Source organism: Paenibacillus ginsengihumi DSM 21568, from assembly GCF_000380965.1.
Taxonomy (GTDB): Bacteria; Bacillota; Bacilli; order Paenibacillales; family NBRC-103111; genus Paenibacillus_G; species Paenibacillus_G ginsengihumi.
This window is the reverse complement of the sequence record NZ_KB905577.1, coordinates 1-13,355: the sequence shown is the minus strand read 5'-3', so window position 1 is coordinate 13,355 and position 13,355 is coordinate 1. Positions and strand designations below refer to the sequence as shown.

The 13,355-nt window shown below is 56.9% G+C and carries 10 protein-coding genes and 1 pseudogene; 7 read left to right on the top strand and 4 right to left on the bottom strand.

Annotated elements, in window-relative coordinates; genetic code table 11:
* Positions 1-75: 75 nt before the first annotated feature.
* Both F591_RS0115375 and F591_RS0115370 read right to left on the bottom strand, forming a co-directional pair.
* On the bottom strand, positions 76-1,359 hold the full coding sequence (locus F591_RS0115375) for a sensor histidine kinase (RefSeq protein WP_019535510.1): 1,284 nt from the start codon (positions 1,357-1,359) through the stop codon (positions 76-78).
* On the bottom strand, positions 1,359-2,036 hold the full coding sequence (locus F591_RS0115370) for a response regulator transcription factor (protein WP_019535509.1): 678 nt from the start codon (positions 2,034-2,036) through the stop codon (positions 1,359-1,361). The genes F591_RS0115375 and F591_RS0115370 overlap by 1 nt, the downstream gene beginning before the upstream one ends.
* A 224-nt stretch (positions 2,037-2,260) precedes the next feature.
* Between F591_RS0115370 and F591_RS0115365 the strand changes: the two genes are divergently transcribed.
* The 4 genes from F591_RS0115365 (at position 2,261) to F591_RS0115350 (ending at position 7,492) form a co-directional block, all read left to right on the top strand.
* Positions 2,261-3,004: a polyphosphate polymerase domain-containing protein gene (locus tag F591_RS0115365; RefSeq protein WP_019535508.1), complete on the top strand. Its 744-nt coding sequence runs from the start codon at positions 2,261-2,263 to the stop codon at positions 3,002-3,004.
* A complete protein-coding gene (locus F591_RS0115360; RefSeq protein WP_019535507.1) occupies positions 2,997-3,695 on the top strand; it encodes a DUF4956 domain-containing protein in 699 nt (232 codons plus the stop codon). Before F591_RS0115365 ends, F591_RS0115360 begins: the two co-directional genes overlap by 8 nt.
* Positions 3,696-3,738: 43 nt before the next feature.
* On the top strand, positions 3,739-5,700 hold the full coding sequence (locus F591_RS0115355) for a carbohydrate-binding domain-containing protein (RefSeq protein ID WP_019535506.1): 1,962 nt from the start codon (positions 3,739-3,741) through the stop codon (positions 5,698-5,700).
* Positions 5,701-7,084: 1,384 nt separating this feature from the next.
* The gene (locus F591_RS0115350) at positions 7,085-7,492 is read left to right on the top strand and encodes an NUDIX hydrolase (protein WP_019535505.1); all 408 of its coding nucleotides are present in this window, start codon (positions 7,085-7,087) and stop codon (positions 7,490-7,492) included.
* Between the two features lie 505 nt (positions 7,493-7,997).
* Here F591_RS0115350 and F591_RS0115345 read toward each other — a convergent pair.
* The gene (locus F591_RS0115345) at positions 7,998-9,545 is read right to left on the bottom strand and encodes a pectate lyase family protein (protein WP_019535504.1); all 1,548 of its coding nucleotides are present in this window, start codon (positions 9,543-9,545) and stop codon (positions 7,998-8,000) included.
* Between the two features lie 413 nt (positions 9,546-9,958).
* Between F591_RS0115345 and F591_RS0115340 the strand changes: the two genes are divergently transcribed.
* From F591_RS0115340 to F591_RS0115330, 3 genes are all read left to right on the top strand, one after another.
* Positions 9,959-10,750: a helix-turn-helix transcriptional regulator gene (locus F591_RS0115340; RefSeq protein ID WP_019535503.1), complete on the top strand. Its 792-nt coding sequence runs from the start codon at positions 9,959-9,961 to the stop codon at positions 10,748-10,750.
* Positions 10,751-10,831: 81 nt separating this feature from the next.
* The gene (gene hcp, locus F591_RS0115335; RefSeq protein ID WP_019535502.1) at positions 10,832-12,118 is read left to right on the top strand and encodes a hydroxylamine reductase; all 1,287 of its coding nucleotides are present in this window, start codon (positions 10,832-10,834) and stop codon (positions 12,116-12,118) included.
* 109 nt (positions 12,119-12,227) lie between these two features.
* On the top strand, positions 12,228-13,031 hold the full coding sequence (locus tag F591_RS0115330; RefSeq protein WP_019535501.1) for a LysM peptidoglycan-binding domain-containing protein: 804 nt from the start codon (positions 12,228-12,230) through the stop codon (positions 13,029-13,031).
* A 102-nt stretch (positions 13,032-13,133) separates the two neighbouring features.
* On the opposite strand, the pseudogene F591_RS30480 reads toward F591_RS0115330, so the two are convergent.
* Positions 13,134-13,355, bottom strand: a pseudogene (locus tag F591_RS30480) (transposase); the annotation flags it as partial.

The window sequence follows — 13,355 nt, the reverse complement described above, 5'->3', positions numbered from 1 at the left end:
TCCCCCGGGGAGATCGGCTTTTGCTTTTGATAGAAGAGTTTATCGATCTTTCGGGCCGTGGAGCTCGAGGATTTCTCACCCGGCTTGCGGCAGGCGGACGGTGAAGGTGGTCGTATCCTTGACGATGCTCTTCGCGTAGATTTTCCCTTTATGCTGCTCCACGATCGCCTTGGCGATAGCGAGGCCGAGGCCGTACCCGCCAAGCGCCCTTGACCGCGATCGATCCGTCCGGTAAAACCGGTCGAAGATACGCTCGAGATGCTCCGGCGCAATCCCTTCGCCAATGTTGGCGACCGTCAGCACGATCTCGTGATGGTGGCGTTTGAGCTTGATGCGGATCGTTCCCTGCGGGCTCGAATATTTGATCGCGTTATCCAGCAAAATCATGACGACCTGCTTGAATTGCTCGCTGCTGCCAAGCGCCGCAAGGCCTGGCTCGATATCGTACTCCAGCGCCAGCCTGCGCTCGAAGACGACCGCTTCCATGGTCAAAATGACGCTTTCCGTCGCGTCGCTCACCGAGAACGGCGCGTACATCACCTCTTCCCGGGCATCCTCCATCCGCGTCAAATAAAGCAGGTCCTCCGTCAGCCTGGACATCCGCTCCGTCTCCGCTTGAATCACCCGCACCCACTTCGCCTGGTTGCGGATCGTATCGTCTTCGTTCTCCAGCAGCACATCCGCGTTCGTATGAATGACGGCCAGCGGCGTCTTCAGCTCGTGCGAGGCGTCGGCGATGAACTGCTGCTGCTTCTCGAACGCTTCCTTGACCGGCGCGATGGAGCGATTGGCGAAAAATCGGCTGATGAAAAAGATGGCGACGAGCATCAGCGAGCCGACGGCCAGAAACGTATAGACGAGATTGGTCAAAATCTCTTGCCGGGCGGTCACGTCGAGAAAGACGATCCGGTATCCGGCCGGAATGGCGTGAATCTCGTAAGCCCAATCATAGCCGTCCAGCCGGATTTGGCCGTTCGCCGCCCCTTCCGCGCGCGCCGCCTGCAGCGCTTCGTCGTAAAGGGTCTCGTCCATCGAGAAGATCGAGGCGACCGCTTGCCGTTCCCATGCTTCATTCGTCTCGATCGCGAACGTCAGCAGCCGGGCGCGCGGCGGCTGTCCGTTCGGATCGTCGCGCGGTGCGGCGCCGTCATCCGGGGGCAGCGGCTTGCCCGGTCCCCGTTCCCGCGGACCAGTCGCTCCCCTGTTGTAAAAATCCGCTGTCTTGTGCAATTCCGCCCCGATGTCGGCGCGAACGTCCCGGTAGGTGATCGTATAGATCGCGGCGAAGGCGACGAGCATCATGAAGGAGATGATCACAAGGTTAAGCAGCAGGAACCGGTTGCGCAGCTGCTTGAACATCAGCCCGTCACCTCCAGCACGTACCCGACGCCGCGAATCGTGCTGATGCGAACGCCGGATTGCAGGAAGGCGAGTTTTTTTCGCAGAAAGGATATATACACTTCCACGTTGTTGTTTTCCGCTTCGGAATCAAATCCCCACAGCTTCTCGATGATCTGGTCTTTGGATGTCACCGCCTGCTTGCGCGTCATGAGCAGTTCCATCAATTCGCATTCCTTCAAAATCAGCTTGATTTCTTTCCCGCCGGACGACAGCTTCAAGGTCGATGGGTTCAGTTCGAGATCGCCGAACGTCAAGGCGTCGTCCTGCAGCGTCTCGCCCTTGCGGCGCAGCGCGGCGCGAATGCGTGCCAAGAGCACGTCCGTCGAGAACGGCTTGGCGATATAATCGTCGGCGCCCTGGTCGAGCCCCGCGACCGTAGCGGCATTGTCGCCCTTGGCGGTCAGCATGATGACGGGCGTCGACATGCCTTCCGCGCGAATCGAGCGGAGCAGGCTCATGCCGTCCATCCCGGGCAGCATGATGTCGAGCAGCAGCAGGTCGTAGATGCCGCTTAAGGCGTTATCCAGCCCTGCTATGCCGTCATAGGCGACGTCTACGGAATAATGATGCTTCTTTAAAATTTGAGCCAGCGCATCGGCCAGACGAGCTTCATCTTCCACAATCAATATGCGCATTGACAGTGCCTTCTTTCGTATCGGTTTTGCTGAAACCTCGCATGCGTATGTACGGATCATTATAGCAGCAAACCCTTTAACGAACCTTAAAGACCGGCCTCATTCGCCGCTCATCCCGAAATGTGAAGCGAATGTAAAGCATTTAAGATTCATTAAAGGTTGCGGCCGTAATATAGGGCTCAGCAAGGGAACGTCAAGCACAACGGATGGGGAAGGTGAAGCGTATGGCAATCGAAGTATTCAACCGATACGAGAACAAATATTTGCTGGACGATGCGGCTTGCATTCGTTTCTATGAACGGCTGCTCGATTATATGGAGCTTGACGATTACAACAAGGCGCATCCGTTCTATTCGATCTGCAACCTTTATTTCGATACGCATGACGATGCGCTGATCCGCAAAAGCATCGCCAAGCCGAAGTACAAGGAGAAACTGCGGCTGAGAGCGTACGGCGTGCCGAAGCCCGGAGCGAAGGGTTATCTGGAGCTGAAGAAAAAGGTGTACGGCCTGGTGAACAAGCGCCGAACGGCGCTGCGCCTCGATGAAGCGTACGAATTCGTCCGGACGGGCGAGCTTCCTCCGCTTCAGGAATATATGAACCGGCAGGTGCTTCGCGAGATTCATTATTTCCGGCAGCGGTACGCGCTTCAGCCGAAGGTGTACCTGGCCTACGAGCGGCGCGCGCTGTTCAGCAAGGAAAGCCGCGATCTGCGCATCACATTCGACACGAATATCCGGTCCCGGCGGTATGATCTGAGGCTTGAGTGCGGAGATTACGGCGAGCCGCTTCTGGAGCGCGGCCGCTGGTTGATGGAGGTCAAGGCGGAGAAGACGATACCGCTGTGGCTGTCCCGGCTGCTCTCGGAGCACCGGCTGTTCCGGACGAGCTTCTCCAAATACGGCAACGAGTACAAAAATTACGTCAAAGCCGGCAAACCGGCCAAGGAGGCTATGCTTTATGCTTGAATTCATCGACACGATATTCCGTTCATCGACCGCTACGGAACCCGCGCTTACTTTGTCGCATGCGCTGATTACTGTCCTGGTGTCGGTGCTGCTTGGAGGCATGATCAGCTTTACATACATGCGGACAAGCAGCCGCGCCGGGTACTCGCCGAATTTTACGCTGACGATGATGCTGCTGCCGGCCATCGTCGCGGTCATCATTTTGCTGATCGGCAGCAATATCGCCAGAGCGTTCAGCCTGGCGGGCGCTTTCTCGATCATCCGCTTCCGCAGCGCGCCGGGAGACCCGAAGGACATCGCCTACGTGCTGTTTACGATGGCCGCGGGCCTTGCGGTCGGCGTCGGCTCGTTCGGGTATGCCATCCTGTTCACCGTATTGCTGTGCCTGCTGATGTTCGTCTTGAACCGCTTGAAGTTCGGGCAGCAAAAGACGGCGCAGCGTCTGCTTAAGGTGACGATTCCCGAAGATCTCAGCTATGAGGAAGCGTTCGCCGAAGTGTTTCGCAGCTTCGGCATCGCCTACGAGCTGAAGAAAGTGCGCACGACCGAGCTCGGCAGTCTCTACGAGCTGGTCTACGCCGTCACGATGGACAATGGGACGAATCAGAAGGCGCTGCTGGACGCCATCCGCTGCCGGAACGGCAATCTGGACATTACGCTGACGATGACGCCAACGGCTGCCGACGATTAAAAGCCGATGATTAAAAACGGGTAACGAAAGGAAGATGATTACGATGAAAAAGCGATATGCTGCGCAGCTGTCCGCCGTTCTGTTAAGCATCGCCTTGATGATGGGCTGCACTGACGCCGGCACGACTGCACATTCCGCAGCGAACGACACGACCGGGGCCGCCGATACAATAGCTGCCGATGCCGCAAGCCTCGAGATTCCCGAGCAGGCGGCCTTTGACGAGGAGGAGCTCGCGGCGGACTGGCAAGCGGAGACTGCGGCGACGATCGCGCTGGACGGGGCATCCGCAGCTGTCGAAGGGGAGGGGGTTACCGCCGCCAGCGGCACCGTGACGATTACGAAGGCCGGCACTTATGTGCTCAGCGGGAAGCTGGACGGTCAAGTCGTCGTAGACGTCGCGAAGGAAGACAAGGTGCGCCTCGTGCTAAATGGCGCGGAAATCACGAACGCCAGCGGGCCGGCGGTGGACGTCAAGGAGGCGGACAAGGTCATCGTGACGCTGGCGGAAGGCACGCGGAACGTCATAACGGATGGCGAAGCTTATGCGGATACGTCGGAAGACGCGCCGAACGCGGCCTTTTACAGCAAAGCTGATCTGGCCGTCAACGGCCAAGGAACCTTGATCGTGAACGGCAACTACAACGACGGGCTGGCGAGCAAGGACGATCTGAAAATCGTCGAAGGAACGATCGAGGTGCATGCCGCGGACGACGGTCTGTTAGGACGCGACCTGGTCGCGGTCAAAGGCGGGACGCTGACCATTGAGGCGGGCGGCGACGGCATCAAGACGACGAACGAGGAAGAAGCCGGCAAAGGAAATGTCGTCATCGCGGGCGGCAGCTTCGCCATCAAGGCCGGCAGCGACGGCGTGCAGTCCGCCGTATCCGTACGGATCGACGGCGGTTCGTTCGACATCGTATCCGGCGGCGGCAGCGCGAACGGCGAAGCTCATGCCGAGCAGCGGCCGATGTGGGGAATGCGTCCCGGCGCCGCTCCGGAGCAGGCGGGGGCCGCTGCGGAGGCTGCTGCAGCGGAGCAGGGCGCCGAGACGACTGGCGACACGCCGAGCCGAAAGGGGCTGAAAGCGGCGGCTGTCCTTGCGGTTTACGGCGGAACGTTGGCGATCGACGCCGCAGACGATGCGCTTCATTCCAACGGATCGGTGCTCGTTCAAGCGGGCGAGCTGAAGCTGTCCAGCGGCGACGACGGCATCCATGCCGACATGTCGGTGATCGTCGAAGGCGGCAAAATCGACATTTTGAAAAGTTATGAAGGGATAGAAGGCTCTGTCGTGACGATTGCAGACGGCGAGTTGAATATCGTCGCGGACGACGACGGCATCAATGTGGCGGGCGGCAACGACGGTTCGGCCGCACAAGGAGGTCCCGGCGATCGATTCGCCGCATCCGGCAGCTATCTGCTGGCGATCAAAGGCGGGAATATGACGGTAAATGCGGCAGGGGACGGCCTCGACTCCAACGGCGCGATCGAGATGAGCGGCGGCCATGTCCTGGTCTATGGCCCGACCATGAACGGCAACGGCGCGCTCGATTATGACGGCACGTTCAACATCACGGGCGGCTTCCTGGCAGCCGCGGGCAGCGCGGGAATGGCGGCGGCGCCTTCGGATGCCTCGCGCCAATACTCGCTCCTGATGACCTACCCCGAGGTTCAGGCCGCCGGAACGACGGTCGTTCTGAAGGACAGCGAGGGCAGGGCGGTCGCGACCGTAACGCCGCCCAAAGCGTATCAGACGATCGTTATCAGCTCGCCGGATCTGAAGCAGGGCGCAGCCTATACCCTCTATACGGGCGATACGAAGATCGTCGATTTCGAAATCGCCAGCGCCGTGACTTGGCTGAACGAGTCGGGCGTCACCGCCGCGGGCTCCGGCGGCCGGGGCATGGGCGGCGGCATGCGCCCGGGCCGGGGCGACCGGCCGATGTCCGGCAGCCCGCAGGGCGATGGGATGATGCCGGGCGGCGCCCCGCAAAGCGGCCAGTAGGCCGCCGGGGAGCGGCCCGCAGAGCGGCCAGGCGGCGCCGGGGAGCGCCCCGCAAAGCGGCCAGTAGGCCGCCGGGGAGCGCCCCGCAAAGCGGCCAGGCGGCGCCGGGGAGCGGCCCGCGAAGGGGCCAGGCGGCGCCGGGGAGCGCCCCGCAAAGCGGCCAGTAGGCGCCGGGGAGCGGCCCGCGAAGGGGCCAGGCGGCGCCGGGGAGCGCCCCGCAAGGAGACGTTACCGCATAACGTTGCCACCGCAGCTGCGATCGCGGCTGCGGCCGGCTTCTCCCGTGCGAGCTTCGTTGACTGTACCTCATCAAGCGTGTCGAGCGCTTTCTAACGCAAGTGACAAACGCTATTTTGCTGAATCGAGCACTTTTTAAAATGTAACGAAACGTAGTAACGCTATTTGGTCTGAAACGCTGAATCTGCTAGCCCTAAATGCCCAATAAGGCTGCTCACTTGCGTTACAATTTCAAATTCGCTGTTTCGAGTGAAATAAGCTCTGTGGCTAGCGTTAGCCCGAGCAAACCAGCGCCCTAGGCCAGCGGGCAAGAAGAGAAGCTTCTATCGAAGCACATTCTCCGGATGAGCAGGGCCGCGCTTGAGCAGCGGTTTTGCCTGGTGCACTTTTAAGGCGCGAACTCCATGTTCGTGTTCGGACTCCATGTTAGCGTGCGAACTCCGTGTTAGCGTTCGGACTCCACGTAAGCCTCGAAACTCTGCGTTAGCGCGGGCTCTCCCCGGGCACATGAGGCGACGAATCCTGCAAAAAATGCAACATTTTCGGCCCCCTTCGCACCAGAAGGAGGGTAATGTTGCATTTTATGCAACAATTTGGAGTGGATTGGCACTAAACCCGGGAACATCGCCCAAAATGTTGCACAAAGTGCAACATTGAGCGGCAAGTGAGGCTGATCCCTTCGTTTTTGTTGTACAAAATACAACATTTGCTGACTATCGGTGGAGATAGCCGGCCTGGGGCGCCGCCGTAATTCTAACGCTGGTCACAAACGCCATTTGTATGAATCAAACGCTGCTAAAATGTGCCGAAACGGAGAAGCTCTATTTGGTCAACAATCCCGATATAGAATGGTGTAAGGCGAAACAAGGCGGTTGGCAAGCGTTAAAATCCGTAATCGATCGAAATCGATGATTTTGCGGAGATTCAGCTATGCAGCAAGCGTTAGCGGGGTACGGGGCTTCGCCGGCCGACACAGCCGATGCGGCCTACCGGGACTGTTCACATTTTGAAAATGGTTGTTTTACCGAATAACGGCGTTCCGGATGGGGAGCAAAATTGCCTTTACATACGAACATATGTGCTGTAAACTGGTAAAACAAGTGGCAAATGTTAGAAGACAAAGCGCGGAAAACAAGGAGGCCGGGGCGTGCAAGGTTATAACGTCATTATGATCTACAATAAAGCGATGGACCGGTTGCTGATGTGCAAGCGATCCAAGGATCCTTATAAAGGATTGAGCAATCTTGTCGGCGGCAAAATCGAGGAGGGCGAAGCGGGGGCAGAGGCGGCTTACCGGGAGCTTTGGGAGGAAACCGGCATTTCCAGGGCGGATGTCGTGCTGCATCATTTAATGGATTTTACTTATTATTACCAAAATTGCTATGTTGAAGTATATGTTGGGCGTTTGAAGCGGGACGTCGCCCTCTCCGGGGAGGAGAATGAATTGTACTGGTCCGACTTGAACCGGAATTTCTTCGACATGTCTCTGTACGCCGGTGAAGGGAATATCGGGCATATGATCGAACAGGCGAAGATGGTGATAAATAAATTGTAAGCGGATGATGCAGCTGCCCTGTGGCCGGCCGAAGCCGGATCGGCAGGCCCGGGTCCTGGGGAGCGTCCAGGCCCCCGACCCCTTGGGCAAGCATCTGGCCCCCCGGCCCCTAGGATAGCGTCTGATCCCCCGTGTCCTGGGGGGCGTCCAGGCCCCCGACCCCTGGGCAAGCAGTTGGCCCCCCGGCCCCTGGGCTAGCGTCTGATCCCCCGTGTCCTGGGGGGCGTCCAGGCCCCCGACCCCTGGGCTAGCGTCTGGAGCCGATCCGTAAGTCCTGAAGGCCCGGCTTGACCAGGGGCCGGAGATCCGCATGCCGACATGGAGGCGCAGATTGCGGGAATGGCGAGCGCCCTGCACTGACAGTATTCGCCCCTTGCAGGCCGATAGCCCTTACAGGCCGATAGCCCTTACAGGCCGATAGCCCTTACAGGCTGATAGCCCTTGCAAGCCGATTGCCCCTTGCAGCACTCCTCTTCCAACCGAAAACCCCGGCTATAGCTTCGCTTTACTTCTTCGCCAGCCCAGTCGATGCGAGAGTCGGGGAAAGCTGCACGACGTTCGGCGGGAAGGCGTTAACGGTCAAATCATTGATGTAATACTCAATGTTCGTATAACCGAGTCCGCAGTAATCTCCGCTCGATTCCGGGGTGCCGTCGGCTGCGGTGCTGCTGTAAGGATTCAGCCCCCGCGCAATCTCCCAATCATCAGGCATCCCGTCGCCATCCGAATCGGTCGGCGCGCCGGTGAGCACAGGGCTCGGGTATTGAAATAGTACGCCGGTGGCCATCTGGTATGCATCGATGGTCGCTTTTTGCTCGGCTGTCGCTTCCGAATAGGGTCTTGCGCCTACCAGCGTTCCTGTGCCGGTCCTCGTTTCATGCGCGACCTGCTGATCGATGGCGGGCCTTTGGGACGGGCTGATCCCCGCGCCGGCATAATCAAGCACATGGTTATAGGCATCCTCGGCGCTTTCCGCATTGGCAACGGTGGAGACGTTGACGCCGTTCACCATCATGGCAAAGGGCGTATCGGAACGGGTATTCGCTTCCGTCTTTCCGCTCGACGCTTTATAGGTAATGCCTGACCAGTTGTCAGTTGTGAAGGTGCTGTAATTGGTGTTATCCTGATTAAGAAAACGGTTACCAGTCAAGTATATGGAATAATTGTGCGGATCTGTGCCGCTGTCGCCGACGCTTACGTAATTTTTGCCGCTTACGGTGGAGACGCCCATTTTCAACGTATTATTGACATAATTGACATGGCCGATCGTGCCATAGGCGGTTTGGGAAGCCCAATTGTAAATCACATTATTGGTAAAATCGATCGTATTCGTGCCCACGACTTTGCCTCTGAAATTCCTGGATACGTTGTGAACGATGAGATTATGGTGCCAGGAAGCGTTCGCCCGGCCGAGCATGATGCCGAATCCGTGTATGCCTTTGGAATGGTAGGAGAATGAATTGGACGGACCGATGACGGAGTACTGCACGGTGTAATTATCGTTCTTGGAATACAGCCCCCATTGCTCGTCGTTGGCCCAACCGATGGACACATGGTCAATGATGGAATTGCTGCCGTTGGCGCCGCCGAAGGCGTCGTAATCGGCGTTCGTCCCGCGTTCGCCGGGCCTCGAACTGATAAAGCGAAGAATGACATTGCTTCCGCCCAGTCCGATTTTGTAGTTTTTCAAGGTAATTCCCGCGCCGCCGGGCGCCGTCTGTCCCGCTACCGTAATATTGGAGCTGACTACGACATCGCTCTGCAGTTCAATCGTTCCTCCGACTTTGAACAGCACGATGCGATTGGGGCGGCTTACCGCATCTCGAAAGGAGCCGGGTCCGCTGTCATTCAGATTGGTCACATAAACCACTTCGCCGCCTCGTCCGCCCGTGGCGAACTTGCCTCCGCCTTCCGCGCCGGGAAATGCCACCACATTCGTCGCAGCCGAAGCATGATCGCCAGGCATGGAAGAAAATGCAGCGGTTGCCAGCAAAGCCAAGCTTGCTGTAACAGCGCACGCTTTCTTCAGATTCGATTTGTTCATGGCAAGCATCACAATCCCTCCTCATTGGACTTTGGCCACCATTCCATCTGTATGATCGCGGTTGATTCAACGTGTGCATGAACGGGTAAAAATGTGAGCGCTACCATATTAAGGCGCGACCGCGACGATCACCTCCTTTTTTCTGTGAACCTGTTTCCCCCGTGCCTTCGACGAGCGAATCCTTCGTTATCGGTCGTGACTGCGGCGTTGAAATGGCGCAGGTGTAAATCTCCAAATATTCTATATAAAAGAGAAAGTGGAGATATAAGGGGGGTTGTTACGTGTATTGTATCACAGGCAACGGCGCTTTTTGGGACAAAACGCATTGAATATCCGCCAAAAATTGCTGAATCGTTTAGGACGATCATGCCCTTCATCATCGGCCGTACGCTCGGCTGCCGAAAATGACTAGGGAGGGAAGGATGTTGCCGTTTTACGAGATCCAAACGAAAGATTTGAGGTTATACCGCCGTACAAGACAACTGTCGTTTCCCGCTCATATGCACAGCAGCATCGAAATCATGTATGTTTTTTCCGGGGTCCAATATGTGGAGATTGATGGGGTGCCCTATGCGATTCATGAAGGCGAAGCGGCCTTCATCTTCCCGGATATTGTGCATCGCTATGAGCGACAAGAGGATCAGCCGGTCGATGCAGTCCTCATGATATGCGACCCGTCGCGGTTGTTTGGAGCGTTCTTGCTGGACTTCAACAGCTGCTATCCGGCGACTCCCATCATCCCAAGAGAAGCCATCCATGAAGAAGCCGTCTATGCGCTGCGACATATTCGCTTGGATGACGCCTATCCCGTGCAGCTCGGCTGGATCTATATCATCCTGTCTCATCTTCTGCGCCATATGGCGCTAAAGCGGCGCAAACGAGTGCCGGTCCAGGACATGCCCTATAAAATAATGGAGTATGTAAACAACCATTTTACGGAGCCGATGACGCTCGAATCGATTGCCGCCGAATTTTGCGTCAGCAAATACTACATTTCTCATATTTTTTCAGACCGCATCAAAATGAACTTCAGACAGTACCTGGGGTTGCTCCGCGCCGAATATGCGGCCAAGCTGATTCGCGCATCCGATGCCTCGTTAACGGCGATCAGCGGCGATGCCGGGTTTGACAGCCAACGCACCTTTAATCGCGTGTTCCGGGCTCATTACGGGATGTCTCCGAAAGAGTTCCGGAATCGTTCACGCATTTTGTGAGCTGGCTCACAACGGTTCGGAACCGAAACGGTTAAGCTGAATCCGAAGCAATAAAAAATGAGAGCGGAGGGGATTCACCGTATGTTCTGTTACCAATGCGAACAAACCGCCAAAGGCGGCTGTAAAGTCATCGGCGTGTGCGGAAAAGATGAGCAGATCGCCAGCCTGCAGGATACGATCATTTTCGCGTTAAAGGGAATCGCCGCTTATGCCACGCATGCCAAGCAGCTTGGCTACAGCGACCCCGAGGTAGATCGGATTACCCATGAAGCGTTATATATGACGCTCACGAACTCCAACTTTAATATGCAGGAGCACATCGATATGGCGATGAAGGTCGGCAATGCGGCCGTGCGCATCATGGATGTTCTGGACAAAGCGCATACGACGCACTTCGGGATTCCTCAGCCTGTGCAAGTATCGCAAAATAAAATAGAAGGGCACGCGATTGTCGTTACCGGCCACAATCTGTACGCGCTCGAGGAACTATTGAAGCAGTCCGAAGGAAAGGGAATCAATATATACACCCATTCCGAGATGCTGCCGGCGCACGGTTATCCGAAGCTGAAGCAGTATGCGCATCTGAAAGGGAACATAGGCAAATCGTGGTTCGACCAGCGCCGCCTGTTCGAACGTTTCCCGGGAGCGATTCTGGCGACGACCAACTGTGTCATGCCGATCAAAGGCACCTATGCGGATCGCTTTTTCTCATACGACATCGCCGGTCTCGAAGGAGTTACCAAGATCATTGGCGACGATTTTACGCCGCTGATCGAAAAAGCGCTGTCGCTTCCTCCCGCCAACATGGAATCGGAACAGGTGCTCACGACAGGCTATCATCATGAAACCGTGATCGGGCTGGCCCCGGAAATCATCGATGCGGTCAAAGCGGGCAAAATAAGGCGTTTCTTCGTCATCGCCGGCTGCGATGCGCCGGGAAGCGGGGGAGAGTATTACCGCGAGCTGGCTACTTCTCTGCCGAACGATACGGTGATTTTGACAACATCCTGCGGGAAGTTCCGGTTTAACGATGTAGACTACGGTACTGTAGCAGGAACGGAAATTCCGCGCTATATTGATCTGGGGCAATGCAATAATTCCGGTTCGACGGTCAAAATCGCCATGGCGCTGGCCGATGCCATGGACTGCAGCATCCATGATTTGCCGCTCAGCATTGTGCTCTCCTGGTTTGAGCAGAAGGCCGTCGCTATTCTGCTCGGGCTGTTCAGCTTAGGCATCCAAGATATTCGCATCGGCCCCAAGCCGCCGGAATTTATCACTCCCGGAGTGATGGATGTGCTGGTCAATAACTTTGGTTTGAAGTTAATCGGCAGCGCTCAGGAGGATTTGGCCGTCATGCTTTCGTAGCCCTCCGTTGAATCGGGTCGGGGGATCCTGCTGCGCTAACGATGTCACCTTAGCGTACGGTTGCAGCATAAGATGGGTATATACCTACATGAAGAGGAGCTGCATACTTATGCCGATTCCATCTGGCACCCATCTGCTGTATACCGTTCGCCCGGGCGAGACCCTGTATACGATTGCCGAACAATTGGAAACGAACGTGCCGTCGCTGGTGCAGATCAATGCGTTATATCCGCCGGTGGCGGAGCCGGGCCTAATCTTCCCCGGTCAAATGCTGCTGGCAAGGTCGCCCGGCATGGCGGAGGAAAGCACCGTGCTGTATCAGGTTCAGCCGGGGGATACGCTGTATCGGATCGCCGAACGCTTCTCCGTCAGCGTCGACTTGTTGGCCGCATTGAACGAAATCAAGCATCCGAACATGATTTGGGTCGCTCAAATTTTGTACGTTGCCGCCTTCGTGTACGAGGTCGAACCGGGCGACTCGCTGCAGCGGATCTCCCGCCGGTTCGGAATGCCGATGAGCGAGCTGATTCGAGCCAACTGGAACCGCCCGGGCTTGTCGCCCGATGTGATGTATCCCGGTTTCCGTCTGGTCATTCCGCTTCCGTCCTCGACGAATATCCTCGTGTCCCAACCGCTGCCCGGATCGAGAATTGCCCCGGGCGAGCACGTGAAGGGCAGAGCCCGTACGTTCGAAGCGACGATCAATTACCAAATATTCGACGCGTTGGGACGGGTCATTGCGCGAGAGCGGGCTGTCGCCGCCGCTCAAGCCGCACCGGAGTACGGACTGTTCGACATCGAGCTTCAATTCGACAATCCTCCGGCTGCGCCGCACGGCATCCTGATCGTCTATACGCGCAGCTTCCGCAACGGCAGCATTCAAGATTTGGTGGAGGTTCCCGTAACCTTCTAATATCGCAGGCATCGGCTCTCTCGGGTGGGATATCGGGGGAGCTTTTCTAGCGTAAAGGGGAAAAAGCGAGGGTGCAAATCGTATCCGCTTGATCCCTAACTCGATTTGTCGGTAACCTTGTTCATTGATACCCATGGCCAGGTAAATCACTTCACTGTCGACCGTTTGGCGTTTTAATTTGAAATAGAGACCATCTAAGTAAATCACGGAATAGCGGGTTTCGAGCGGTCTGTTTTGCCAATCCTCAATGTCCTCCAGTACGGTACGGGTAATGTTGCTGATCGTAGTCGGAGAGTACTGGGAGCCAAACATGCTCTCGATGAA